The sequence below is a fragment of the Pseudarthrobacter sp. RHLT3-21 genome (assembly GCF_059383495.1).
In genome coordinates this window covers 46,005-70,921 of record NZ_JBWZCI010000025.1, presented here as the reverse complement: position 1 = coordinate 70,921, position 24,917 = coordinate 46,005, and the positions used below count along the sequence as shown (strand labels likewise).

The following is a 24,917-nucleotide window of genomic DNA, read 5'->3' as shown; positions in this document are numbered from 1 at the left end:
ACAAGTTCCGGCTGGTGGCCTACCCCACGGCCAAGGGCTGCGCCGCCGCGTATTTCCCGGAAGCCAACGCCCTGGTCCACAAGGAAAACGTCGCCAGGGAATCCAACACCCCCGGCTTCAAGGCAATGTTCGTCCGCTTCGTGCCGCATATCGAGGTGGCAGCGGCGAACTAGCCAACCGGAACCCGCCGCCCCGCCCGCCTGCACCTGCCAACCCGACCCAGGGTAGGCGGAAACAAGTCACCCACCCACGGATCTCCCTGGGTGGGTGACTTTTCTAGCCCGGTAGGGTCGCGCTTAGTCGAGCCAGGCGTTCACAGCGTCCTGGTGGGCATCCACCCACTTCTTGGCCGCGGCTTCAGGCGTCATGCCGCCCTGGATGTCCGTGGCAACGGAGTTCTGGTCCTCGTTGGTCCATTTGAACGCCGTGGCCAGTTTGGCTGCAGGTGAGCCGCTCTCCTCGAACTTCTTGGAAATGATCTTGTTCAGCGTGTACTTCGGGTAGTCGCAGGCCACCTTCTCCGGCTCGGCGTCGCAGCCTTCGGTCCACTCCGGCAGGTTGACCTTCTTGAGCGGCACCTCGGACAGGAACCACTGCGGCTCGTAGAAGTAGCCAAGGAGCGCCGTCTTGTTCTGCTGTGCCGTCCGGAACGACTGGATCAGGGCGGCCTCCGAACCGGAGAACACCACCTTGTAGTCCAGGTTCAGGTTCTTCACGATGGCCTCGTCGTTGGTAACGAAGGCGGGATCGCCGTCGAGGACCTGCCCCTTTCCGCCGGACTCTGAGGTGGCAAACATGGAGGCGTACTTGTTCAGGTTCTTGCCGTCGGTGATGTCCGGGTACTTTTCTGCCATCCATGGCGGCACGTACCAGCCGATGTGGCCTTCGTTGCCGGTGGGGCCGGCGTCGACAGCCACTTTCTGATCCGTAATGTACTGCTTCACCAGATCATCGTGGCCCCAGTTTTCCATGACGACGTCCACCTCGCCAGAGGCAAAACCCTGCCAGGAGATCTGCTCGTTCAGGTCCTTCTGGACCACGGTGCAGCCAAGCTTGTTCTTCGCCACGTAGCTGTACACAGCGGCATTTGCCGTATACCCCACCCAAGCGTTCATCGCGACATTAACACTTCCGCAGGGTGCTTCGGCGGCACCGGTGGCAGCAGCCACCTGGTTCACCGAGGCGCCGCCGCAACCTGCCAGGAGCAGGGCGGCAGCAGCAGCTCCAGCCACCGCTGGGACAGCTCGTTTCAACAGCAGTCCAGCTTTTTTCATCGTAGATCTCCTTGTTGGGGGGAATGCGTGGGGGGTCCTCCATGCCCTGCGCCAGGCGCAGGGCGGTTATGCGGTTACGTTGCTGTGGAGTTGGTTGAGGGGATTTTCCGCACCGGGGTGGCTGCGGCAGCCTGCGTCATCCTGTCGAGCAGGATGCCGAGGAAGACGATGGCAAGGCCCGCGGCGAGGCCCTTGCCGAAGAGCGCGCTTTGGACAAAGCCGGCGACGACGTCGTATCCGAGCCCGCCCGCGCCCACAAGCGCACCGACCACCACCATGGCCAGGACATAGATCAGGCCCTGGTTGGCGGCGAGGGCCAGGGTCTGCCGGGCCATCGGAAGCTGGACCTTGGTGATGACCTGCCAGGGAGTGGAGCCGCTGGCAACGGCAGCTTCGACAACGGTGGGGGAAATCGCTGCAATGCCGTCAGCCGTGATCTTGATTGCTACGGGGGCGGCGTAGATGATGCCGGCGATGATGGCGGTGAAGCGGGTGGCGCCGAAGAGTCCAAGGAACGGAACCAGGTACACAAAGGCCGGCATGGTCTGGCCAGCGTCCAGCATGGGCCGCATGATCTGGTCCACCCGCCCGGACCGGCCCATTGCGACGCCGAAGACAACACCCAGGACCATGACCACTATGGTGGCCACCAGCGTTCCGGCCAGGGTGACCAGGGAGTCGCTCCAGAGGCCGAGGTAGATGATCACGCTCAGGCATGCCGTGGTCAGGGCCGCGAGCTTCCAGCCGCCGAGGGCATAGGCCGCAATGGCAATGACGGTCATGAGGATGTAGAAGGGCGTGTCCGTAAGCAGCGACTGGAACGGGTTAAGGATCCCGATGGTGACGGCTTCCCGGAAGGAAACGGTGAACAGGGACATGTTGGTCTGCATCCACTGGCTGGCCGCGGCCACCGCCTGGACGATGACAGGACCGATGTTGAGATCCTTGGGGAACGCTGCTGCCCACAGCATGGTCCGGGAGAACTGCACCATGGCCAGTGCCAGCACAAGGGTGATGCCGAGGAGGATGTGCCTGGTCCTGCGGGAAACCCTGCGGTTCCGGGCCGTCCCCGGGTCTGCGCGGCGGCTGGCGGCGGTGGTGACCCGGTCCAGCACGATCGCGAGCAGGACGATGGAGAGCCCGGCGTTGACAGCTGTGCCGACGTCGAGCGATTGCAGCGCCCGTACCACTACCTGGCCAAGCCCGGGCGCCGCGATCAGCGCCGCGATGGTGACCATGGACAGAGCCGCCATGGTGCTCTGGTTGATTCCCATGACGATGGTCCGCCGGGCCATGGGAAGCTGCAGGGTGACCAGCCGCTGCAGGCCCGTTGTACCCAGCGAATCGGAGGCTTCGCGGGTGTTCTCCGGGATGGCGCGGATGCCGTGTGCTGTCAGCCGGATCACGGGAGGTGCAGCGTAGATCACGGTGGCTATGACGGCCGACGCCGGGCCGATGAGGAAGACCAGGGCAAGCGGGGCCAGGTACACGAATGTTGGCAGGGTCTGCATGAAGTCCAGCACGGGTGTGATCACCTTGGCGACCCGGCCGTAGACGCCGGCCAGGACGCCGAGCGGGATCCCGACCAGAAGGGTCAGCAGCACGGCTGTGAGGACCAGTGCGAACGTGTAGGCGGCTTCGAGGAACAGGCCCTGGAGGCCGAAGAACGTAAAGACGGCGACAGTCAGCAGCGCGACCCGCGCGTTGCCGATCGCGAAGGCGATCCAGCCCAGCAGGCCTACGGTTCCGAGCCAGCCGATCTCCGGCAGTCGCAGGCCCGTGGAACTTGCGGCAAAGGTGGTGATGAACAGGTTGGCGACGGCGTCGACGGCGGCACGCAAGGGCGTGAAGACGTACAGGAAGACGGGGTTGTCTGCGCGGTTCGCTGCTACCCAGGCGTTGAACTGGTTCAGGGACCGGTGCAGGTCCGTCAGCTCTGAGGCGGGCAAGGTCAAGGTGGAGGTTCCGCGCAGGAAAAGGAATCCCAGGATCCAGACGACGGCGGCGCCTGCCAGGAGGAGTGTGCGCCGGCTGGGCCGGCGGCGGGGCTCACGGACAGCGGCCGGTGTGGGTTGCACCGTGGCCCGATCTCGGACGAGGGTAGACATTAGGCCGCTGCTTCCGTGGGCTGCAGCACCGAAAGGATGCTGTCGCGGTCGATCTGCCCCGTGATCCTGCCGCCATCTTCCACCAGGACGGGGCAGGAGGAGTGCATGACCGCCGCTATGGCATCCCGGATGATCATTCGGGAGCTGAGGACGGGCGCGTCGCCCGGTGTTCCGGCCGCCACGGGCCGGGTGATCCATTTCAGGGTCAGGACGTCCGCGCGGGGGACTTCGGAAACAAAGTCCTCAATATACTTGTCCGCCGGGGAGCCCACCAGATCGTCTCCGGTGCCGCACTGAACCGTCTCGCCGTTGCGCATGATCAGGATGCGGTCTCCGAGCTTGAGCGCCTCGGAGAGATCGTGGGTCACGAACACCATGGTCTTGCCCATTTCCTTGTGCAGCCGAATGACTTCCGCCTGCATGTCTCGGCGGATGAGCGGATCCAGTGCGGAGAAGGGCTCATCGAAGAGGATGGTGTCCGGATCGCCGGCCAGGGCCCGGCCCAGGCCGACGCGCTGCTGCATTCCACCGGACAGCTGGTCCGGGTAGTGCTGTTCGTAGCCTTTCAGGCCAACCAGCTCGATGATTTCCCGCGCCCTGGCGTAGCGTTCGTTCTTGGCCGCCCCGCGGATCTGCAGCCCGTAGGAGACGTTGTCCAGCACGGTGCGGTGGGGGAGGAGGCCGAAGTGCTGGAACACCATGGACATCTTCCGTCGGCGCAGTTCGCGCAGCTCGGCGACGCCTGCCTGCAGGACGTCCTTCCCGTCCACCAGGACCTGCCCGGAGGTGGGTTCGATCAGCCGGGTCAGGCAGCGGATCAGGGTGGATTTGCCGGATCCGGAAAGTCCCATGACCACAAAGACCTCGCCCTTGGCCACGTCGAAACTCAGGTCGCGGACGGCGGTCACGCAGCCGGTGCGTTCAAGCAGGTCCGCGGAGTTGAGGGCCGAGAGTTCTGGATTGTTGGGGATCTTGTCGCCCCCCGGTCCAAAGACCTTCCAAAGGTTGCGCACTGAGATGTCGGGACTGTTCATTGCTGTACTCCTGCCTGTGGAGGCTTGAACCAGTGGCTGGGCTTGGGGTTGATGTTTTGCCAGATGTGCTTGGTTTCGCGGTACTCCGCGAGACCCTGGAGCCCCAGTTCGCGGCCGTTTCCGGACTTGCCGAATCCGCCCCACTCTGCCTGGGGAACGTACGGGTGGTAGTCGTTGATCCACACCGTGCCGTGCCGGAGGGCCCCGGCCACGCGCTGCGCGCGCGACCCGTCCCGCGTCCAGACGGCGCCAGCCAGTCCGTAGGCGGTGTCGTTGGCCAGATTGATGGCTTCTTCCTCCGTGCTGAAGGTCTCCACGGTCAGGACTGGTCCGAACGACTCATCCTGGACTGCCTTCATGGAGGTGTGGCAACCGTCCAGGATGGTGGGAGGGTAGTAGCTGCCGAGTGCCAATGCACCGGTGTCGGGGATATAGCCGCCGCACAGAAGCGTGGCTCCTTCGTCGATGCCGGCCTGGACGTAGGCATGGACCTTGTCACGGTGTGCGGCCGAGATCAGCGGGCCGGTCTCCGCGAGCTCGTCGAAGGGACCGCCAAGCCGGATGGCCTGCGCACGCCGCACCAGTTCCGCCACGAATTCGTCGTGGATCGATTCTTCGATGATGAGTCTGGTTCCGGCCGAGCACACCTGACCCGAATGCAGGAACACCGCGGTGAGGGCGTTGTCCAGAGCGGACTCGCGGTCGGCATCTGCGAAGACGATGTTCGGATTCTTCCCGCCCAGTTCCAGGGCAACCCGCTTCACCGTGTTGGCCGCGGTCTTCATGATGTTGATCCCGGTGGCCAGGCCGCCGGTGAACGAGACCAGGTCAACGTCCGGGCTTTCGCTCAGGACTGCGCCGACGTCGGGACCGGTGCCGGTGACGAGGTTGGCGACCCCGGCCGGCAGCCCGGCCTCAAGGAGCGTATCCATCAGCAGGATGGAGGTGGAGGGAGTCAGTTCACTGGGTTTGAGGACGAAGGTATTGCCGGCCAACAGGGCCGGGGCCACCTTCCAGGACGCCTGTAGGAGGGGGTAGTTCCATGGCGTAATGAGCCCGCACACACCCACAGGGACGTGGACCACGCGGCTGATGGTTTCTGGTATCCCGGTATCGATCACGCGGCCGGCGTCCGTTCCGGCGATGCCGCCGTAGTACCTGAAGCAGGCGGCGATATCGTCGATGTCGTATTCCGCTTCGACGTAGCGTTTGCCCGTGTCGAGGGCTTCGGCCCGGGCGTACTGCGCCTTGTCGCGTTCCAGCAGTTCGGCGGTGCGGAGCAGGACCTGTCCGCGTTCCTTCTCGCTGGTGCCGGGCCACGCGCCGCCGTCGAACGCCCTACGGGCGCTGGCAACCGCGGCCTCGGCATCGGCGGCCGTGGATTCGGCAATCTCGGCGACTTTTTCGCCGTCTGCCGGGCACGTGATGACCCGCGTTTTCCCGGCGCACGATTCGCTCCACCGCCCATCCACGAACAGGCCCCGTACCGGCGCCGCTTCCTGGTCCGTCACGGTCCGGCTGTCGATCCCGGCAACCTGAACGCCGCTCATGCGCGGCCCAGGCTAGGTGCGGCTTCGGAAGGCACCGCGGGTTCGTGCCGGTAGAAGTCCGCGTGCTCGGGTGCCAGCGGCGTACGTTCCAGGATGAGGTCCGCGGCCTTTTCGGCGAGCATCATTACCGGGGCGTAGATGTTGCCGTTGGTCACGTAGGGCATAGCGGAGGCATCCGCCACGCGGAGCCCCGAGGTGCCGTGGACCTTCATGGTAAGCGGATCCACCACAGCCATGGGGTCGGAGGCCGGGCCTATCTTGGCGGTGCAGGAGGGGTGGAGCGCCGTTTCGGCATCCCGGGCCACCCAGTCGAGGATCTCCTCGTCCGTCTGGACGGAGGGGCCGGGCGAGAGTTCGCCGCCACTGTAGGGTGCGAGGGCCGGCTGGGAGAGGATGTCGCGGGTGACCCGGATGGCCTCCACCCATTCGCGCCGATCCTGGTCAGTGGACAGGTAGTTGAACTGCATGGACGGGTGCGCGGCGGGGTCCGTAGAGGTGATCTTCAGGCTGCCTCTGGCGTCGGAGTACATGGGGCCCACGTGGACCTGGTAACCGTGCTTGGCGTCGGCTTTCTGGCCGTCGTAGCGCACAGCAACCGGCAGGAAGTGGAACATCAGGTTGGGGTAGGAGACGTCCTCGTTGGAGCGGACGAAGCCGCCGCCTTCGAAGTGGTTGGTGGCTGCCGGTCCCTTTCGGCGGAGCAGCCACTGGAGACCGATCAGCGGGTAGCGCCACAGGCTGAGGTACGGCTGCATGGAAACCGGTTGCTTGCAGGAGTTCTGGACGTACACTTCCAGGTGGTCCTGCAGGTTTTCGCCGACGCCCGGCAGGTCCACCACCGGCTTGATGCCCAGCGACAACAGGAGCGCGGAATCCCCCACGCCGGAGAGCTGCAGCAACTGGGGCGTATTGATCGCGCCGCCGCACAGCACCACTTCCTTGGCATCGACGGTGTGCAGCCGGCCGTTCCGACGGTAGGTGACCCCCGTGGCCGTTGTGCCGTCGAAATTGACCTTGGCCGCAAGCGCCCGGGTGCGGACCGTCAGGTTCTTCCGGCCTTTATTGGGGCGCAGGTAGGCGCGCGACGCCGAGAGCCGCTGGCCCTTGTGCACGTTCCGGTCGAACGGGCCGAAGCCCTCCTGTCGGTACCCGTTGACGTCATCCGTCCGCTTGTGGCCTGCCTCCTCCGAAGCCCGGAAGAAGGCCTGGAACAGGGGATTGCGGGCGGGTCCGCGCTCCAGGACCAGGGGTCCGTCGTGGCCGCGAAGCTCGTCGTTCGGAGCAGAGGCCAGCGCAGTTTCCATCCGCTTGAAGTAGGGCAGGCAGTGGGCGAAGTCCCAGGATTCCATTCCGGCGTCGGCTCCCCAGCGCTCGTAGTCCAGCGGGTTGCCGCGCTGGAAGATCATGCCGTTAATGGAGCTGGAGCCGCCCAGGACCTTGCCGCGGGCGTGGGCGATCCGCCGCCCGTGCATGTGGGGCTCGGGATCGGACTCGTATTGCCAGTCGTAGAACCTATTGCCGCTGGGGAACGTCAGCGCCGCCGGCATCTGGATGAAAAGGTCCCACGGGTAGTCGCTGCGTCCGGCTTCAAGGACCAGCACGGTGTGTGTCCCGTCGGCGCTCAGTCTGTCCGCCAGGACGGATCCGGCGCTTCCGCCGCCGACAATCACGTAGTCGTAGCTCTCGTTCGTCATCAGGTAAATCTCCTTGGGGCGTGGTCTGGGAGTCGTGTTGAGGGCCTGGATGGGGCCCGGTTCAGCCGCGCAGGCGTTCCATGCCCGGGTCCACCAGCGGCTCTGCGCTAACCGTTGCGGCGATCCGGGTGCCGAAGTATTCGATTTCCACGGCATCGCCCTCGGAGGCGCTGGCCGGGAGCCAGGCGTAGGCGATCGGCCGCTTCACCGTGTAGCCGTAGGCTGCGCTGGTCACGTAGCCGGCGGCTTCGCCCATGAAATACACAGGTTCCTTGCCCAGCACCACCGACGTCCCGTCGTCGACCGTCAGGCAGCGCAGCTGCATGGCGGCTGGTTGCGCGCAGCGTTCGGCGAGGGCTTCGGCACCCACGAAGGAGTCCTTGTTCTTGGCGATCGAGAAGCCCAGGCCTGCCTGGTACGGCTCGTGTTCGGGCGTCATGTCCGTCCCCCAGAGCCGGTATCCCTTTTCCAGGCGGAGGCTGTTGAAGGCGCCACGGCCGGCGGCGATGATGCCCTGTTCCTGGCCGGCCTCGAAGAGGAGGTCCCACAGCTTCAGTCCGTGTTCGGCGGTGGTGTACAGCTCCCAGCCCAGCTCGCCCACATAGGACAGCCGCATGGCCGTCACGGGGATGCCGCCGATCCGCACCTGCTTGGTACGGAAGTAACGAAGACCGTCATTGGTGAAATCATCGGTGCTGACCTTGGCAATAACTTCGCGTGCCAGCGGCCCCCAGAGCCCGATGCAGCAGGTGGATCCCGTAATGTCGCGGACCTGGACCCACTGGCTGACGTCATCAGCTGTCTGCTTGCGGGCCTCCCGGGTGAAGTAGTCGAAGTCGATGTTGCCGTTGGCGCCTACTTGGAACGTGGTCTCCGTGAGCCGTGCGATCGTAATGTCGCTGCGGATGCCGCCGTCGTCGTTCAACAGAAGGCAGTAAGTGACGGCGCCTGGCTTCTTGTCGACCTGCCCGGCGCTGAGGCGCTGCAGCAACGCGAGGGCGCCGGGGCCCGAAACCTCGAGCCGCTTGAGTGCCGTCATGTCGTAAAGTGCGACGGCGGTACGCGTCTTCCATGCCTCGGCGGCGGAAATGGGGGAGCTGAACATTGCGGCCCAGGGGCCGCGTTCCGGCGCCTTCCATTCAGCCGGCAGCTCGTCAAGGAGCTGGCGGTTGGCCTCGAACCAGTGCGGGCGCTCCCAGCCGCCGGCCTCGAGGAAGAACGCTCCCAGTTCCTTCTGCCGGCAGTTGAACGGGCTGACGCGCAGATCCCGGGGCGATTCGCGCGGCTGCAGGGGGTGCAGGACGTCGTAGATCTCCACGAAGTTCTGCTGAGACGTCTCGCTGACGTAGCTGTCGGCGGTCTGAACGGCTTCGAAACGTGAAACTTCGCACTCGTGAAGCGGGATGCGGGACTGGCCCTCGATCAGCAGTTCGGCCAGCGCACGTGCGACGCCCGCCGAATGGGTCACCCAGACCGCTTCCGCGACGTAGAAGCCCTCAAGCTCCGGGGCCTGCCCGATCAGCGGGCCGCCGTCCGGCGTGAAGGAGAAGATGCCGTTGAAGCCGTCGGCGATCTCCGCACCGCGGAGGGCGGGTAGCAGTTGCCGGCTGTCCTCCCAGCAGGGCAGGAAGTCTTCCTCCGTGAATTCGAGCCGGGAAGGCATGCGGTGCTCGGTCATCTGCCCGGGAGCCACTTCAGGCAGCCGGTCCAGGTCCACGGGCATGGGGCGGTGGGCATAGGAGCCGATTCCGATCCTGTCTCCGTGCTCACGGAAATACAGGTCTTTGTCCTGGTGCCGGAGAATGGGCATGCGGGCGCCGTTAGAGGGGTCCAGGGGGTTCGTGCCCAGGTTGGCGCCCACGAGTTCCGGCACCGTGGTGGTCTTGACGTACTGGTGGGCCAGCGGCAGCAGCGGCACGGTCATGCCAGCCATCGCGCCGATCTTGGGGCCCCAGAAGCCAGCGCAGGAGACCACGATGTCCGCCGGGACCACGCCGTCGGGCGTCTGGACACCGGTGACCTTTCCGCCGGCCTGCTCGATCCCGGTCACCGGGGTTGATCCGATGAACGTGACGCCGGCGGCCGTGGCCTTGCGGATGAGCAGCTGAACGGCGCGGGCTGCGGACGCGAGGCCGTCGGACGGGACGTAGAGGCCGCCGAGGACCATGTCGGGATTCAGCAGCGGATAGTGCTTGCTGCACTCGTCGGGGTCGATGATCCTGCCCTCGATGCCCCATGAGGTTGCGTAGCCGAGCTTCCGCTTGAGATCCTCAAGCCGTTCGGGGGTGGTGGCGATCTCCAGGCCGCCCACCTGGTTGAAGCAGGAGACACCCTCGTCGCTCAGGGAGAGGAGCTTGTCCACGGTGTAGGCGGCGAACTGCGTCATTGTCCTGGACGGGTTGGTCTGGAACACCAGGCCGGGCGCGTGCGACGTGGAGCCGCCGGCGAGGTTGAGTGGTCCCTGATCCAGTACGGTGACGCTGGTCCAGCCTCGGGTGGCCAACTCGTCTGCCAGATTCGCACCGACAATGCCGGCGCCGATGATAACGACGCGGGGTGTAGCGCTCATACGGAAGCTCCTGTTCTTGACTTACTGCGTGCATGGAAGGGGCCCTTTGAGGGCCCGCGGTGTGGCTCTAGCGGAAGACAACTGTCCGGGAGCCGTTGAGGAGGACGCGGTGTTGGCAATGCCACTTCACCGCGCGGGAAAGGGCGATCGCTTCGGCGTCGCGGCCTGCCGTTACCAGGGAATCCGGATCCACGCCGTGGTCCACCCGGAAGACTTCCTGCTCGATGATGGGACCTTCGTCGAGGTCGCCGGTGACGTAGTGGGCAGTGGCCCCGACCACCTTCACGCCGCGTTCATAGGCCTGGTGGTAGGGCTTGGCCCCTTTGAATCCGGGCAGGAAAGAATGGTGGATGTTGATGGCCCGGCCGTGGAGTTCCCGGCAGAGGCCGTCGGACAACACCTGCATGTAGCGGGCCAGCACCACAAGGTCCGCGTCGTATTCGTCCACGAGTTCCAAGAGCCGGGACTCCGCCTGCGGTTTGGTGGACGCCGTTACGGGTACGTGGATGAAGGGAAGCCCTGCTGTTTCCGCCATCGGGCGCAGGTCCTCATGGTTGGAGACGACGGCGGCGATGTCCGCCCCCAGGCTCCCGGCGCGCCAGCGGAAAATGAGGTCATTGAGGCAGTGGCCGAACTTGGAGACCATCACCAGGATGCGCTGCGGCCTGTCGTCGTGGAAGCTGTAGGACATACCGAACTCGCCGGCGATCTCCGCGAAGTCGGCGGACAGGGAATCGGCTGTGCTGGCGGCGCTGCCGGCACGATTGCCAGCAGTTCCTGCCAGCGTGCCGGTGAAGGCGGTGCGCAGGAAGAGGGTATTGCTGACGTGGTCGTCGAACTGCTGGTGCTCGGCGATGTCGAAGCCGCGCATCGCGAGGAAACTGGACACGGCGTGGACGATCCCACGGCGCTCGGCGCAGGCAACGGTGAGGACGAACGGCGTCGCTTGCTGCCCGGATCCCGCCAGTTGCTGCCCGACGGGGGCCGCGGAACGGGTCCGTTCCTGCAGCTCGTTGCTCAGTTGTAGGGTCAAGAACTTCACCTCTTAGCTTGAAATGGAGTATTGCCGGTAGTGGCTAGACGTGGCCGTTGACGGTCAGGCCCGGTGGAAGATTGGGTGCCTCGCTGGATTCCTCGACCATGATCTGGCCGTCCACCACGGAGACCTTGTGGACTCGCACCGGCAGCTTGGCCGGCGGGGCGTCCACTTCGCCCGTGCGGAGATTGAACTTGGATGCGTGAAGGGGGCATTCCACCTCGCAGCCTTCCACCCACCCGTCTGCGAGCGACGCGTCCTGATGGGTGCAGGTGTCGTCCAGGGCGAAGAGCTCGCCATCCTCCGTGTGGAACACAGCGATTGGTGGGGACGTGTCGAGACGGACTGCATCCCCGGGGGCCAATGCAGTGAGTGGGCAGGCGATGTGCATTTGATAAACCTCTTTCCCAGTTGACGGGCTCAGCCCGGCCGGCGGGTTGTGCCATCATCAACGCCGATCACAATACGCAACAGAGTGATCCATGCCACTCTGCCTTGTCAAGGGGGTCCGGCTTAACAAAACCAACCCTTGACACCCCCTCGTGGTCTGCGTCACGCTGTCTCGCATACAGAACGTTGTTGCGTAATACGCAATTTGTTGCATTCGTGCAACGGGAAGGCGGCCATGCAGACACTGGCAATAGTGGGGGCATCCTTGGCGGGAATCTCGGCCGCACGTGCCGCACGTGCCCAAGGCTTCGCCGGAAGGCTCATCCTGATCGGTGACGAACCGCAGCGGCCCTACGACAGGCCGCCCCTGTCCAAGGATTTCCTGGCGGGAAAAATCAGTCCGGAACACCTTCTCCTGGAGACGCCAGAAGAACGTGAAGGCGGAGATCCGCTCCAGGCCGAGTGGCTGCTGGGATCAGCGGCCCGCAGCCTGGATGCCGAGACCCGGACGATAACACTCAACGACGGCACAGAAATAAAGGCCGACGGCGTGGTCATCGCCACCGGGTCATCCGCCCGGACGCTGCCTGAGCTCGCCGGGCTGGCGAACGTCTTTACCCTGCGGACCTTGGACGACGCGCAGGACCTTGCTCCCGAACTGGTGCCGGAGACCAGGCTCGTCATCGTAGGCGCCGGCTTTATCGGCGCCGAAGTTGCCTCCACCGCCCGCGCCCTCGGAGTTGAAGTGACCGTCATCTGTTCGGGCACCGTTCCGCTCAGCCGGCCCCTCGGCGCGGAGATGGCCGCCGCCCTCGCCGCGCTACATGGAATTAACGCGGTGGAGCTGATTTGTGACGCCGCCATCGAGTCGTATTACAGCGGCGAGGGAGTGGTCAGCGGGCTCCGACTCGCAGACGGTCGCTACCTGCCTGCCGACGTCGTGCTGGTCGCCATCGGTGCCGTGCCCAACACGGCCTGGCTTGCCGGCTCCGGCATCGAGCTCGGCGACGGCGTCCTGTGCGATCCGATGGGCCGTACCAACGTGCCGGGCGTGGTCGCCGTCGGCGACTGTGCTGCATGGCTGGACGAAGAGTCCGGAAAGTACCGCCGCGTGGAGCACTGGAGCGGCGCCGTGGAGCGCCCGGCGCTCGCCGTTACGGCGCTCCTGGACCCCGGGGCCGCCCGTCAGCCGCTGAACCTGCCGTATTTCTGGTCCGACCAGTACAACGTCAGGATCCAGTTCGCCGGTCATGCCCGGGACGCTGACCGGGTGGACATCGAGGCCGGGGATCCCGCAGCTCACAGCTTCCTGGCCGTCTACTACCGCGGCGGCCAGCCTGTAGCCGTCCTTGGCGCCAACCAGCCCCGCCTCTTCACCAAGTGGCGGCGGCAACTCAACGCCGCGCGAGCCACGGCCGCGCAGAACGCTCCAGCCCAGACCACCGCTGCCCAGCCAGCGTTGGCAGCATCCGCCAGTTTCGCCTAATCCCGACACACCTTCCAAACCCCGACGTCAGTCACCGCAGAGGAGTACGAATGACCACCGAAGTCTTCACGCCCAGCCTGATCCCCACACTCCCGGGCCAGGCCTACGTCAGCGAAGAGATTTTTCGCGCCGAGCAGGAGCGGATCTTCGAGCAGATGTGGTTCTGCGCCATCCGCTCGGCCGACCTGGACAAGCCCGGCGCCTGGCGGACAGTCCAGATCGGGCGGGAGAGCGTGCTGATCAGCCGCACCCGCAAGGGCGGCATCCGCGCCTTCTACAACGTGTGCCGTCACCGCGGCGTCAAGCTGTGCATGGAGGAGCAAGGCGAAGCTGCGCGCTCGTTCCAGTGCCCCTACCACGCCTGGACCTACGACTTCGAAGGCAAGCTCATTGCGGCTCCCAACCTGACCAAGATGCCGGACATCGACCGGGACGAGTACGGGCTCGTGAAGGTCCACATCCGCGAGTACCTCGGGTATGTGTGGGTCTGCCTTGCCGACGAGCCGCCGTCGTTCGAAGAGGATGTCATGGGCGCCATCGAGGAACGGCTCGGGGACCTGCGGGCGGTGGAGGACTATGACATCGCCAATCTGAGCCTGGGCCGCCGCATTAAGTACGACGTCAAGGCCAACTGGAAGCTCATCATCGAGAACTTCATGGAGTGCTACCACTGCGCCACCATCCACCCCGAACTCACGGAGGTGCTGCCTGAATTTGCTGACGGCCTGGCCGCCCAGTACTTCGTGGGCCACGGCGCCGAATTTGGCGAGGACATCAAGGGCTTCACCATCGACGGCTCCGAAGGTCTGGACCGGATTCCGGGCGTCGGCGAGGACCAGGACCGCCGCTACTACGCGGTAACCATCAAGCCGACGGTCTTTGTAAACCTGGTTCCGGACCACGTGATCATCCACCGCATGTTTCCCATGGCCGCTGACCACACCATCGTTGAATGCGACTGGCTGTACCTTCCCAGCGTTGTGGAAAGCGGCAAGGATGTCAGCGCCTCGGTGGAACTTTTCCACCGCGTCAACGAGCAGGATTTCGACGCCTGCGAGCGCTGCCAGCCAGCCATGGGCTCAAAGGTCTATGCCAAGGGCGGCGTGCTGGTCCCGAGCGAGCACCACATCGGCGCGTTCCACGACTGGGTACAGGAGAAGGTGGGGGACGTCACGCCCACCTCCTGAGCGTAACCCCGGGACATCCGGTGGTCGAGCTTGTCAGAGACCCTCGACAAGCTCGACCACAGTTCGTTAACGCCCCGTGTGGCCCATCTTTGCGCTGATCTGCAGTCCGGCCTGTTTCAGCGCCTCGAGGAGTCCCGGCGCCGTTTCCGGATCAAAGCGGAAGGCCGGGCCGGAGATGCTGACCGCACCGATGACCGCACCCAGATGGTTGTACACGGGCACGGCCATCGAGTTGAGTCCTATCTCAAACTCCTCCCGCACCACCCCGTAGCCGTCGCGGGCGACGTCGAGCAGCTGGGTTTCGAGCTCTTTCCTGTTGGTGATGGTCCGCGGAGTCCGCGGTGGCAGCCCGGTCTCCTTCAGGACGCGGTCCCGCTCGTCCGCGGGCAGCGCCGCCAGCAGGACCTTCCCGCTCGACGTCGCGTGCAGGGCCGTGAGGCTGCCCACCCAGTCATACGTGGCAAGCGTGGACGGGCCCATGGCCTGGTCCACGTTGACGGCGTAGTTGGAGCGCAGGACCGCGAGGTTCACCGTCTCCTTGAATTGCTCCGCCAGGCTTTCCAGCACCGGCCGGGCTTCGCGGACCAGGCTGAGCCGCCCGGGAATGGAGCTGGCCAGCCGGAGGATGCCGAAGCCCAGCTGGTACTTCCCCCGCTCGCTGTTCTGGTGGACCATTTCCCGGCTCACCAGCGAACCCAGCAGCCGGGAGACGGTGGACTTGTGGATGCCCATCTCTTCGGCGATGTCGCTCACGCCGGCGTGGCCGTCCCGCGCCAGGATCTCCAGGACCGCGAGGGCCCGGTCCACGGACTGGACACCGCCGTGCTGGCCTGTGTCCGCATCGACGTCGGATTCGCGGTCATTGTTCGAAGCCATGATCCATACTCTCAAGTAGTGTGCGGCTTGCTTACCCGCCGCGAGGCCGCCGTAGCGTCCTCGCGGTTAGTTCGACGCTTCCGATCCTATGCCGCCAGGCACATGGGAGCCGGCATTGCGTTACGGCGGCTGGATCAGCAGACCGCTACTGTGGGCCATCGCGACGGCTTCCGTTCGCGAGGAGACCCACCTTGCGGTAGATGTGCGGAGGTGGAACTTCACCGTGTTTTCGCTGATGTGGAGTTTGGCGGCGATGGCCCGGTTGCGCTGGCCGGCGGCCAGAAGCTGGAGGACCTCCAGTTCGCGGTCCCCGAGCTTCCGGTCGGAGACGTCGGCCAGTTGCCTCGCTGGCAGGTCGAGTGGGAGGGAGACGGCGGCGTCGGCACCCCAGCCAGGCATCACGTCCACCGACACGCTGCCGTCCAAGGCTTCGACGCCCTGGGCGAGGCGGGCCATGGACGGTGCTGTCGCGGACAGTTCGCCGGGACCGTCGTCGTGGACGTTGACCAGGAGGTTCTCGCCGTCGCAATCCCACTGCGTGCGCCATCTACAGCGCGGACGATCCCGCCCTCGCTGCTAAAGGAGCTGCGGGAAGCGATCATCTGACCCGGGTGCGCCAGCGCAAGCCAGGCGAGGAGATGTCCGACGGCGGTACCCACGTCTTTGGTGGGGACCGCCGACCTCTTCCAAACGCTCTCTCACCACCTGCAGCAATTCACGTAACCCTCTCTCACTACCTGTCGCGATTTACGAAACGCTCTCTAGCACCCATGAGAGAGCAACGATGAAACTGTCTCAGAACTTGACGACCGCAGTTTTTCAAGCGGGAAGTGAGCGAGGGAGCGTTTCCGTTTTGGTTGCAGAAAGTGAGAGAGCGTTCCGGTTGGGCTAAAGCACCTTGCGGATGGTTTCCTCAAAGCTGGTGACGTGGTGCAGGGCCAGTTCGCCGGCCTTGTCGGCGTCCCCCGCAGCCACCGCCTTGAGCAGGTCCACATGCTCGGTGATGTGGCCGCGCACGGAGGGCACCTTGTCCAGGACCAGGCACCAGATGCGCGTGGCCAGGTTGTCGTAGCGGATCAGAGTGTCTTCCAGGTGCGGGTTGGCGGCCGCCTTGTAGATCAGCCGGTGCACGGTCAGGTCGTAGCGCATAAGGTCGCGGGACTCCCCCGGGCTGGGATCCAGTTCCGCGATGGCATCGGCCACCTGCAGCAGTTCACGGCGCATGGACTCGCTTGCCCTCTTGGCGGCCCGGCGCGCAGCCAGCGGCTCCAGCAGCTCCCGGATCTCCGAGACGTCGGCGAGCTCCGTGAAGTCCACATTGGTGGCAAAGGTCCCGCGGCGCGGATAGGAAACCACCAAATGGTCCACCTCCAGCCGCTTGATCGCCTCGCGCACCGGAGTGCGGCCGAAACCGAGCTCGACCGCCAGCTGCCCGTCATTGATGGGTTCACCGGGCCGGATCTCCAGCATGATCAGCTTGTCGCGCAGCTGCCGGTAGGCGGCCTCCGCCTGGGACGGCGCTTCAGCCTCGGCGGTAGGCATTACAGGAAGTGCATTCAAGGCGCCACTCCGTTCTTCACTGTTCAGGCTCCGACCTACAAGCGGAAGCTCCATGCCACTTTGGTTCCAGCTATTGACTCTGCTGTGATCCCAATCATACCATTGACCTCACACTGATATATCAGTCATAACAACAGTGGTATTTCAAAAGGAGCATCCGTGGTTGAGCAGTTGAACGAGCGACTTTCCGCAGTCGATCCCGAGGTCCAGCAGGCCATTAACAACGAGCTGGTCCGCCAGCAGTCAACGCTGGAAATGATTGCCTCGGAGAATTTCGCCCCGTCCGCCGTCATGGAGGCGCAGGGCTCGGTCCTGACGAACAAGTACGCCGAGGGCTACCCCGGCAAGCGCTACTACGGCGGCTGCGAGCACGTGGACGTTATCGAGCAGCTCGCCATCGACCGGGTCAAGGCACTGTTCGGGGCGGAATTCGCCAACGTCCAGCCGCACTCCGGCGCGCAGGCCAACGCCGCCGCCATGTTTGCCCTGCTGAACCCGGGCGATACCATCATGGGCCTGAACCTGGCCCACGGGGGCCACCTCACCCACGGCATGAAGATCAACTTCTCCGGCAAGCTCTACAACGTAGTCCCGTACCACGTGCGCGAATCGGACCTCCGGATCGATATGGCAGAGGTTGAGGCACTGGCCCTGCAGCACCGGCCCAAGCTGATCGTCGCCGGCTGGTCCGCTTACTCCCGCCAGCTGGACTTCGCCGAGTTCCGCCGGATCGCTGATCTGGTGGACGCCTACCTCATGGTGGACATGGCGCACTTCGCCGGCCTGGTGGCGGCAGGGCTGCACCCGAACCCGGTGCCGTACGCCGACGTCGTCACCACCACCACGCACAAGACCCTCGGCGGCCCGCGCGGCGGAGTCATCCTCGCCAAGGAAAAGTACGCCCGCAAGATCAACAGCGCAGTGTTCCCCGGCCAGCAGGGCGGGCCACTGGAGCATGTCATCGCCGCCAAGGCCGTGGCTTTCAAACTCGCCGGCACCCCCGAATTCAAGGAACGCCAGGAACGCGTCCTGCAGGGATCGAAGCTGCTCGCCGAACGGCTCCTCCGCGACGATGTCGCCGCGGCAGGCATCTCCGTGGTCACCGGCGGCACCGACGTGCACCTGGTCCTGGTGGACCTGCGGAACTCGGAACTGGACGGGCAGCAGGCCGAAGACGCGCTGCATCGGATCGGCATTACGGTCAACCGGAACGCGGTACCGTTCGACCCCCGCCCGCCGATGGTGTCCTCCGGGCTCAGGATCGGCACGCCCGCCCTTGCCACCCGTGGCTTCGGCGCCGTGGAATTCGCCGAGGTGGCGGACATCATCGCGACGGCGCTCGTCACCGCGGCAACCAGCGGCACCAATAACAACGACGCCGGGGACGGCACCTCCGGCGGGTCCTCACTCAGCGACGACGCCGCCGTCGTACTCCGCGCCCGGGTCACCGCCCTGGCCGGCCAGTTCCCGCTTTACGCGCATCTTTCCCAGGACGACAGCGGCGCCGAGATCGCCGCCTTCGAAACAGCAATGATTGGAGCAGCCCAGTGAGCACCCAACAGCTCCCGGAACACCCGGATTTCCTCTGGCGGAACCCCGAGCCCAAGTCCTCCTACGACGCCGTGATTGTGGGTGGCGGCGGGCACGGCCTCGCCACGGCCTACTTCCTGGCCAAAAACCACGGGATGACCAACATCGCCGTCCTGGAAAAGGGCTGGCTGGCCGGCGGCAACATGGCCCGGAACACCACCATCATCCGCTCCAACTACCTCTGGGACGAGAGCGCGGCCATCTACGAGCACGCCCTCAAGCTCTGGGAAATCCTGCCGGAGGAGCTCGAGTACGACTTCCTGTTCAGCCAGCGCGGCGTTATGAACCTCGCCCACACCCTGGGTGACGTCCGCGAAAGCATCCGGCGTGTCGGCGCCAACAAGCTCAACGGCGTGGACGCTGAATGGCTGGACCCGCAGCAGGTCAAGGAACTCTGCCCGATCCTGAACATCAGCGACAACATCCGCTACCCCGTCATGGGTGCCACCTACCAGCCGCGCGCCGGCATCGCCAAGCACGACCACGTGGCCTGGGCCTTCGCCCGCAAGTGCGACGAGCTGGGCGTGGACATCATCCAGAACTGTGAAGTCACCGGCTTCGTCAAGGACGGCAACCGCGTGGTGGGCGTAAAGACCAACCAGGGCACCATCAACACCGAAAAAGTGGGCCTGTGCGCCGCCGGGCACAGCTCGGTCCTGGCCGAAATGGCAGGCTTCCGGCTCCCCATCCAGTCCCACCCGCTCCAGGCGCTGGTCTCCGAACTGCACGAACCGGTCCACCCCACGGTGGTGATGTCCAACCATGTGCACGTCTACGTCTCCCAGGCCCACAAGGGCGAACTGGTCATGGGCGCCGGTGTGGACTCCTATAACGGCTACGGTCAGCGCGGCTCCTTCCACGTGATCGAGCACCAGATGGCTGCCGCCGTCGAACTCTTCCCCATCTTTGCCCGGGCGCACGTGCTCCGGACGTGGGGCGGCATTGTGGACACCACCCTGGACGCCTCCCCCATCGTTGGCACTACCCCGGTGGAGAACATGTTCGTGAACTGCGGCTGGGGCACCGGCGGCTTCAAGGGCACCCCGGCCGCCGGCCTCACGTTCGCGCACACCATCGCCACCGGGACCCCGCACAAGCTGAACAAGCCGTTTGCGCTGGAACGCTTCGAAACCGGCGCCCTGATCGACGAACACGGCGCAGCCGCCGTCGCCCACTAGCCGCCGTCCCCTAGAAAGAAGACGCACATGCTGCTTATCCCATGCCCCAACTGCGGCTCGCGCGACGAGACCGAGTTCCACTACGGCGGCCAGGCCCACGTGCCCTACCCGGAAAACCCCAGCGGGCTGAACGACGGCGAATGGTCCGAATTCCTGTTCTACCGCGACAACACCAAGGGCGCCTTCGCCGAGCGCTGGCTGCACAGCACCGGCTGCCGCCAGTGGTTCAACATGCTCCGCGACACCGTCACCTACGACATCCAGGCCGTCTACCCGATGGGCGCGCAACGGCCGGCCACGGCCAGCACCTCCCCTGATGCCCTATCAGTTGTTGTCCCTATCGGGGCCCGGAAGCAACCACAACTGATAGAGCAACGGGCCTCCGCAACCAGCATCACCGCCTCCAGCACCACCGCCCCGGAAGGAGCAACCAAGTGACTTCCCAGAACGCCCGCCTCGCCGCCGGCGGACGCATCGACCGCACCATCTCCTGGCGCTTCACCGTGGACGGCGAGGAATTCACCGGACACCCCGGCGACACGCTCGCCTCCGCACTCCTCGCCAACGGCCGGATCGCCGCCGGCAACTCGCTCTACGAGGACCGGCCCCGCGGCATTATGTCCGCCGGGGTGGAGGAAGCCAACGCGCTGGTCAGGGTGGAACCCCGTTTCCCCGGCCACGTCGCCGAGTCCATGCTCCCCGCCACCACCGTCACCCTGGTGGACGGCTTGAATGCGGACATGCTCAACGGCCTGGGCCGCCTGGATCCCGAGGAAGACCGGGCCGAATACGACAAGAAGTACGTGCACACCGACGTCCTGGTGATCGGCGGCGGCCCCGCCGGCCTGGCCGCCGCCCGCGAAGCGGTCCGCACCGGTGCCCGCGTGATGCTGATGGACGACCAGCCCGAACTGGGCGGCGCGCTCCTGTCCGGATCCACTGCGCCCGGACTGGCCGAGGCCATCGAAGGCAAGCCAGCCCTGGAATGGGTGGCCGACGTGGAAGCCGAACTCGTGTCCGGCGCCGAGTGCACCGTCCTGAACCGCACCACGGCCTTCGGCGCCTACGACGCCAACTACGTCATCGCGGTCCAGAACCGCACCGACCACCTGTCCAGCCCGGCCGCCCCCGGCGTATCCCGGCAGCGGATTTGGCACGTGCGTGCTAATCAGGTGGTGCTGGCTCCCGGCGCCCACGAACGGCCCCTGGTCTTCGAGAACAACGACCGCCCCGGCATCATGCTCGCCTCGGCCGTCCGCAGCTACCTCAACCGCTACGCCGTCGCCGTTGGGCAGCGCGTGGTCATCAGCACCACCAACGACAGCGCCTACGCCCTCGCCGCGGACCTGCACGCCGCCGGCGTCAAGGTCCAGGCCGTGGTGGACGCCCGTCCCGCCCTCACTGAAGTGGCAGCTGCCGCCGTCGAAGCCGGCACCCGGGTGCTGATCGGCAGCGCTGTGGCGGACACCGCCGCCGGGGTCAGCGCCACCGGCCGGCTAAACGCCGTGACGGTCCGCAGCATCAACGACGACGGCGAACTCACCTCCGGCGTCGAGGAAATCGCCTGCGACCTGCTGGCAGTCTCCGGCGGCTGGAGCCCTATGGTCCACCTCCACTCGCAGCGGCAGGGCAAGCTGCGCTGGGACGAGGACCTGGCAGCGTTCGTGCCGAGCACCGTGGTGCCGAACCAGCAAACCGTTGGCTCCGGCCGCGGCAGCTTTGAACTCCAGGACTGCCTGGCTGAAGGCATCTCCGCCGGAGCGGCGGCCGCCATCGTGGCGGGCTTCAGTGCCGCCGTCGAGCCTTCCCCGTTCGGCGAGCCGAAGGCGTCCGGTCCCACGCGCCAGCTCTGGCTGGTCCCCGGTCAGACGGGCACACCCGATGACTGGCACCACCACTTTGTGGACTTCCAGCGCGACCAGTCCGTGGCCGACGTCCTACGCTCCACCGGCGCCGGCATGCGGTCCGTGGAACACATCAAGCGCTACACCTCCATCAGCACCGCCAACGACCAGGGCAAGACCTCCGGCGTCAACGCGATCGGCGTCATCGCCGCCGCGCTCCGCCAGGCCGGCGAAGCGTCCCGTGGCATCGGCGACATCGGCACCACCACCTACCGCGCACCGTTCACCCCGGTGGCCTTCGCCGCCCTGGCCGGACGCCAGCGCGGCGAACTGTTCGACCCCGCCCGCGTCACATCCATCAACCCCTGGCACGTGGCCAAGGGCGCACTGTTCGAGGACGTGGGGCAGTGGAAGCGGCCCTGGTACTACCCGCAGGCCGTGGAGGACATGGACACTGCCGTGCTCCGCGAGTGCGCCGCCGTCCGCGAATCCGTCGGCTTTATGGACGCCACCACGCTCGGCAAGATCGAAATCCGGGGCAAGGACGCCGGCGAATTCCTCAACCGGATCTACACCAACGCGTTCAAGAAGCTCGCCCCGGGTTCCGCCCGCTACGGCGTGATGTGCATGGCGGACGGCATGATTTTCGACGACGGCGTGACCCTGCGCCTGGACGAGGACCGGTACTTCATGACCACCACCACCGGCGGCGCCGCGAAGGTGCTGGACTGGCTGGAGGAATGGCTGCAGACCGAATGGCCTGAGCTGGACGTGCACTGCACCTCGGTGACCGAACAGTGGACCACCATTGCCGTCGTCGGGCCTAAATCCCGGGCGGTGCTCGCCAAACTGGCGCCGGAGCCGGCGGCGGACGGCGGGCTGGAGGCGGAAGCCTTCCCGTTCATGACGTTCCGCGAAACCACCCTCGCCTCCGGCGTCCAGGCGCGGATCTGCCGGATCTCCTTCTCCGGCGAACTGGCCTACGAGATCAACGTGCCGTCCTGGTACGGGCTGAACACTTGGGAAGCCGTGGCAGCGGCCGGGGCGGAGTTCAACATCACCCCGTACGGGACCGAAACCATGCACGTGCTGCGCGCCGAGAAGGGCTACCCGATCGTCGGCCAGGACACCGACGGGACCGTCACGCCGCAGGACGCCGGCATGGAATGGGTGGTATCGAAGGCCAAGGACTTCATCGGCAAGCGCTCCTACGCCAGGGCCGATGCCCAGCGCGCGGACCGCAAGCACCTGGTCAGTGTCCTGCCCGTGGACGGGACGCTGCGGCTGCCCGAAGGCACCCAGCTCGTGGAGAAGGGGATCGCCACGAACCCCGCCTACGGCCCGGTGCCCATGCAGGGCTTCGTGACCTCGAGCTACCACAGCGCCGCGCTGGGCAGATCCTTCGCGCTGGCACTGATCAAGAATGGCCGCAACCGCATCGGCGAGACGCTGGTGGCCGCCGCCGGCGACCAGCTGGTTGACGTTGTTGTCGCAGAAACCGTACTTTTTGACCCCGAAGGGACCCGCAAAGATGGCTAACACAGCAGCAATCAATGGCATCAATGGACTCCGGGAGATCCGCCGCAGCCCGGCCTCGCACCTGGCCGCGGCCCTGGCGGCCGGCTCCATCCAGGGAACGGTGGTACTGAAAGAGGGCCCGTTCCAGACCATGGCCGGCGTCCGCGTGGACCCCCGCTCCGAGGAAGGCGCACGGATTGCCGCCGTTGCCGGCGGCCTGCCGGCACGCTGCGGCGACGTGGGCGGCACGGACCGCGTCACCGTCCTCTGGCTGGGACCATCCGAGTTCCTGGTGGTGGCACCGGAAGAGGACCACGATTCCCTGGGCGGTGACCTCATCGGCTCCCTCGTGGACGCGCTGGGCGACGCTCCCGGCCAGGTGGTGGACCTCTCCGCGAACCGCACCACGTTCGAGCTTTCCGGGCCGCGGGCCCGTGCGGTCCTGGAAAAGGGCTGCGCCCTGGACCTGCACCCGCGCAGCTTCACCCCGGGAGCAGCCCTGTCCACGGAGATCGGCAACATCCCGGTGGTCCTGCAGAAGACCGGCGGGGAGAGCTTCCGACTCTTCCCCCGGGCCTCGTTCGCGGACTTCCTGGGCCGGTGGCTCCTGGACGCCATGAGGGAGTTCGCTTCCCCCGAGGTGCCCTGATGGCGCTGAGCGCCCTGGACCTGTTTTCGGTTGGCATCGGGCCCTCGTCTTCGCACACGGTGGGCCCGATGCGGGCGGCAAAGCTGTTCGCCGACGGGCTTAAGGGCGGCGGGCTCCTGAGCTCAACCACCCGGGTCCAGGCCGAGCTGTTCGGCTCGCTCGGAGCCACCGGCCGGGGCCACGGCTCCGACAAGGCGGTGGTGCTGGGCCTGCAGGGCCTGGACCCGGAGACGGTGGACACCTCCACCGCCGACGACCAAGTGGCCGCCGCCGCTCTCGACGCCGAACTCAGGATCTGCGGGGACCACCGGGTGGACTTCAACTGGGACGAGGACGTGCTGCTGCACCGCCGCAAATCCCTGCCCGCCCACCCCAACGGCATGACGTTCCGGGCTCTGGACCACGCCGGCGCCGTCCTCAGCGAACGGAGTTTCTACTCCATCGGCGGCGGCTTTGTGGTGGACGGCGATGCCGACGCCGGCGAACGCGTGGTGGCTGATGACACCGTGCTGCCGTACAACTTCACCACCGCCGACGAACTCCTGGCGATCTGCCGCCGCGAAAGCATGTCCATCTCGGACGTGATGCTCGCCAACGAGCTGGTGTGGCGCAGCGAGGCGGAACTCCGTGAAAAGCTGCTGGGACTCTGGGCAGTCATGCGCGAATGTGTGGACAACGGCTGCGCCGCGGAAGGGATCCTTCCCGGCGGGTTGAACGTCAGGCGCCGGGCGCCGTCGTTATTCCGCACGCTGACCGCTGATACCGGCGTCACCGACCCCTTCCGCGCCATGGAATGGGTGAACCTGTTTGCACTCGCCGTCAACGAGGAAAACGCCGCCGGCGGGCGGATCGTCACCGCCCCCACCAACGGCGCGGCGGGCATCGTGCCTGCCGTGCTGCACTACTACATGAAGTTTGTTCCGGGAGCCGACGACGACGGTGTGGTCCGCTTCCTCCTCGCGGCAGCCGCCGTCGGGATTCTTTTCAAGATCAACGCCTCGATCTCCGGCGCTGAAGTGGGCTGCCAGGGCGAGGTGGGCTCTGCCTGCTCCATGGCGGCCGCGGGCCTGTGCGAGGTCCTGGGCGGCACGCCGGAGCAGGTGGAAAACGCCGCCGAAGTGGGGATCGAACACAACCTCGGGCTGACCTGCGATCCGGTGGGCGGCCTGGTGCAGATCCCCTGCATCGAACGGAACGCCATCGCCAGCGTGAAAGCCATCAACGCCGCGCGGCTGTCCCTCCACGGGGACGGCAGCCACAAGGTGTCGCTGGATAAGGCCATCAAAACCATGCGTGAGACAGGAGCGGACATGAAAACCAAATACAAGGAGACCTCCCGCGGAGGCCTCGCCGTCAACGTGATCGAGTGCTAGC

The 24,917-nt window shown here is 65.9% G+C and carries 19 protein-coding genes; 8 read left to right on the top strand and 11 right to left on the bottom strand.

All coding sequences use genetic code 11. The features are described from left to right. Window positions 1-296: 296 nt before the first annotated feature. The 8 genes from AC50YA_RS19735 to AC50YA_RS19700 all read right to left on the bottom strand — a co-directional run bounded on the left by AC50YA_RS19735 (window position 297) and on the right by AC50YA_RS19700 (window position 11,656). Complete coding sequence (locus AC50YA_RS19735) at window positions 297-1,274, bottom strand: ABC transporter substrate-binding protein (protein WP_494983896.1); 978 nt, start codon at window positions 1,272-1,274, stop codon at window positions 297-299. A gap of 74 nt (window positions 1,275-1,348) precedes the next feature. Further along, the gene (locus AC50YA_RS19730; RefSeq protein ID WP_494983895.1) at window positions 1,349-3,382 is read right to left on the bottom strand and encodes an ABC transporter permease; all 2,034 of its coding nucleotides are present in this window, start codon (window positions 3,380-3,382) and stop codon (window positions 1,349-1,351) included. Further along, entirely contained in the window at window positions 3,382-4,416 is a 1,035-nt protein-coding gene (locus AC50YA_RS19725) for a quaternary amine ABC transporter ATP-binding protein (RefSeq protein ID WP_494983894.1), read from the bottom strand. The genes AC50YA_RS19730 and AC50YA_RS19725 overlap by 1 nt, the downstream gene beginning before the upstream one ends. Then, window positions 4,413-5,966, bottom strand: a complete 1,554-nt coding sequence (locus tag AC50YA_RS19720) for an aldehyde dehydrogenase family protein (protein ID WP_494983893.1) — start codon at window positions 5,964-5,966, stop codon at window positions 4,413-4,415. The genes AC50YA_RS19725 and AC50YA_RS19720 overlap by 4 nt, the downstream gene beginning before the upstream one ends. Beyond that, window positions 5,963-7,660, bottom strand: a complete 1,698-nt coding sequence (betA, locus tag AC50YA_RS19715; RefSeq protein WP_494983892.1) for a choline dehydrogenase — start codon at window positions 7,658-7,660, stop codon at window positions 5,963-5,965. The genes AC50YA_RS19720 and betA overlap by 4 nt, the downstream gene beginning before the upstream one ends. Before the next feature lie 61 nt (window positions 7,661-7,721). Beyond that, complete coding sequence (locus tag AC50YA_RS19710; RefSeq protein WP_494983891.1) at window positions 7,722-10,229, bottom strand: GcvT family protein; 2,508 nt, start codon at window positions 10,227-10,229, stop codon at window positions 7,722-7,724. A 67-nt stretch (window positions 10,230-10,296) separates the two neighbouring features. Then, complete coding sequence (purU, locus tag AC50YA_RS19705; RefSeq protein WP_246224076.1) at window positions 10,297-11,196, bottom strand: formyltetrahydrofolate deformylase; 900 nt, start codon at window positions 11,194-11,196, stop codon at window positions 10,297-10,299. A 109-nt stretch (window positions 11,197-11,305) separates the two neighbouring features. Continuing rightward, window positions 11,306-11,656, bottom strand: a complete 351-nt coding sequence (locus tag AC50YA_RS19700; protein WP_160675681.1) for a bifunctional 3-phenylpropionate/cinnamic acid dioxygenase ferredoxin subunit — start codon at window positions 11,654-11,656, stop codon at window positions 11,306-11,308. Window positions 11,657-11,890: 234 nt separating this feature from the next. Between AC50YA_RS19700 and AC50YA_RS19695 the strand changes: the two genes are divergently transcribed. Next, on the top strand, window positions 11,891-13,141 hold the full coding sequence (locus AC50YA_RS19695) for an NAD(P)/FAD-dependent oxidoreductase (protein WP_494983890.1): 1,251 nt from the start codon (window positions 11,891-11,893) through the stop codon (window positions 13,139-13,141). A 50-nt stretch (window positions 13,142-13,191) separates the two neighbouring features. Beyond that, entirely contained in the window at window positions 13,192-14,328 is a 1,137-nt protein-coding gene (locus tag AC50YA_RS19690; protein ID WP_494983889.1) for an aromatic ring-hydroxylating oxygenase subunit alpha, read from the top strand. A 66-nt stretch (window positions 14,329-14,394) separates the two neighbouring features. On the opposite strand, the gene AC50YA_RS19685 is transcribed toward AC50YA_RS19690, so the two are convergent. The 3 genes from AC50YA_RS19685 to AC50YA_RS19675 form a co-directional block, all read right to left on the bottom strand. Continuing rightward, complete coding sequence (locus AC50YA_RS19685; RefSeq protein ID WP_494983888.1) at window positions 14,395-15,204, bottom strand: IclR family transcriptional regulator; 810 nt, start codon at window positions 15,202-15,204, stop codon at window positions 14,395-14,397. 120 nt (window positions 15,205-15,324) lie between these two features. Further along, window positions 15,325-15,660 (bottom strand): response regulator transcription factor, encoded by a 336-nt coding sequence (locus AC50YA_RS19680; protein ID WP_494983887.1) that lies wholly within the window; start codon window positions 15,658-15,660, stop codon window positions 15,325-15,327. A gap of 432 nt (window positions 15,661-16,092) precedes the next feature. Next, on the bottom strand, window positions 16,093-16,746 hold the full coding sequence (locus AC50YA_RS19675; RefSeq protein WP_494983886.1) for a GntR family transcriptional regulator: 654 nt from the start codon (window positions 16,744-16,746) through the stop codon (window positions 16,093-16,095). A gap of 177 nt (window positions 16,747-16,923) precedes the next feature. On the opposite strand from AC50YA_RS19675, the gene glyA reads away from it, so the two are divergent. From glyA to AC50YA_RS19645, 6 genes are read left to right on the top strand one after another with little or no spacing between them, the layout of a single operon-like run. Then, window positions 16,924-18,315 carry a serine hydroxymethyltransferase gene (glyA, locus tag AC50YA_RS19670; protein ID WP_494983885.1) on the top strand — a complete coding sequence of 464 codons (1,392 nt, stop codon included), beginning with the start codon at window positions 16,924-16,926 and terminating at the stop codon, window positions 18,313-18,315. Continuing rightward, complete coding sequence (locus AC50YA_RS19665; protein WP_494983884.1) at window positions 18,312-19,532, top strand: sarcosine oxidase subunit beta family protein; 1,221 nt, start codon at window positions 18,312-18,314, stop codon at window positions 19,530-19,532. Before glyA ends, AC50YA_RS19665 begins: the two co-directional genes overlap by 4 nt. A gap of 27 nt (window positions 19,533-19,559) precedes the next feature. Continuing rightward, window positions 19,560-19,970 (top strand): sarcosine oxidase subunit delta, encoded by a 411-nt coding sequence (locus tag AC50YA_RS19660; protein WP_494983883.1) that lies wholly within the window; start codon window positions 19,560-19,562, stop codon window positions 19,968-19,970. Beyond that, complete coding sequence (locus tag AC50YA_RS19655) at window positions 19,967-22,915, top strand: 2Fe-2S iron-sulfur cluster-binding protein (RefSeq protein WP_494983882.1); 2,949 nt, start codon at window positions 19,967-19,969, stop codon at window positions 22,913-22,915. Before AC50YA_RS19660 ends, AC50YA_RS19655 begins: the two co-directional genes overlap by 4 nt. Next, complete coding sequence (locus AC50YA_RS19650; protein WP_494983881.1) at window positions 22,908-23,543, top strand: sarcosine oxidase subunit gamma; 636 nt, start codon at window positions 22,908-22,910, stop codon at window positions 23,541-23,543. Before AC50YA_RS19655 ends, AC50YA_RS19650 begins: the two co-directional genes overlap by 8 nt. Further along, on the top strand, window positions 23,543-24,916 hold the full coding sequence (locus AC50YA_RS19645) for an L-serine ammonia-lyase (protein ID WP_494983880.1): 1,374 nt from the start codon (window positions 23,543-23,545) through the stop codon (window positions 24,914-24,916). Before AC50YA_RS19650 ends, AC50YA_RS19645 begins: the two co-directional genes overlap by 1 nt. The last annotated feature ends 1 nt before the right edge of the window (window position 24,917 follow it).

Bases quoted from the DNA above. Each gene is read 5' to 3' on its own strand.
- AC50YA_RS19690 (WP_494983889.1), top strand. From the start codon at position 13,192: ATGACCACCGAAGTCTTCACGCCCAGCCTGATCCCCACACTCCCGGGC.
- AC50YA_RS19710 (WP_494983891.1), bottom strand. From the start codon at position 10,229: ATGAGCGCTACACCCCGCGTCGTTATCATCGGCGCCGGCATTGTCGGT.
- AC50YA_RS19730 (WP_494983895.1), bottom strand. From the start codon at position 3,382: ATGTCTACCCTCGTCCGAGATCGGGCCACGGTGCAACCCACACCGGCC.
- AC50YA_RS19660 (WP_494983883.1), top strand. From the start codon at position 19,560: ATGCTGCTTATCCCATGCCCCAACTGCGGCTCGCGCGACGAGACCGAG.
- AC50YA_RS19695 (WP_494983890.1), top strand. From the start codon at position 11,891: ATGCAGACACTGGCAATAGTGGGGGCATCCTTGGCGGGAATCTCGGCC.
- AC50YA_RS19700 (WP_160675681.1), bottom strand. From the start codon at position 11,656: ATGCACATCGCCTGCCCACTCACTGCATTGGCCCCCGGGGATGCAGTC.
- AC50YA_RS19680 (WP_494983887.1), bottom strand. From the start codon at position 15,660: ATGGCCCGCCTCGCCCAGGGCGTCGAAGCCTTGGACGGCAGCGTGTCG.
- AC50YA_RS19725 (WP_494983894.1), bottom strand. From the start codon at position 4,416: ATGAACAGTCCCGACATCTCAGTGCGCAACCTTTGGAAGGTCTTTGGA.
- AC50YA_RS19650 (WP_494983881.1), top strand. From the start codon at position 22,908: ATGGCTAACACAGCAGCAATCAATGGCATCAATGGACTCCGGGAGATC.
- AC50YA_RS19720 (WP_494983893.1), bottom strand. From the start codon at position 5,966: ATGAGCGGCGTTCAGGTTGCCGGGATCGACAGCCGGACCGTGACGGAC.
- AC50YA_RS19685 (WP_494983888.1), bottom strand. From the start codon at position 15,204: ATGGCTTCGAACAATGACCGCGAATCCGACGTCGATGCGGACACAGGC.
- AC50YA_RS19675 (WP_494983886.1), bottom strand. From the start codon at position 16,746: ATGCCTACCGCCGAGGCTGAAGCGCCGTCCCAGGCGGAGGCCGCCTAC.
- betA (WP_494983892.1), bottom strand. From the start codon at position 7,660: ATGACGAACGAGAGCTACGACTACGTGATTGTCGGCGGCGGAAGCGCC.
- AC50YA_RS19735 (WP_494983896.1), bottom strand. From the start codon at position 1,274: ATGAAAAAAGCTGGACTGCTGTTGAAACGAGCTGTCCCAGCGGTGGCT.
- AC50YA_RS19645 (WP_494983880.1), top strand. From the start codon at position 23,543: ATGGCGCTGAGCGCCCTGGACCTGTTTTCGGTTGGCATCGGGCCCTCG.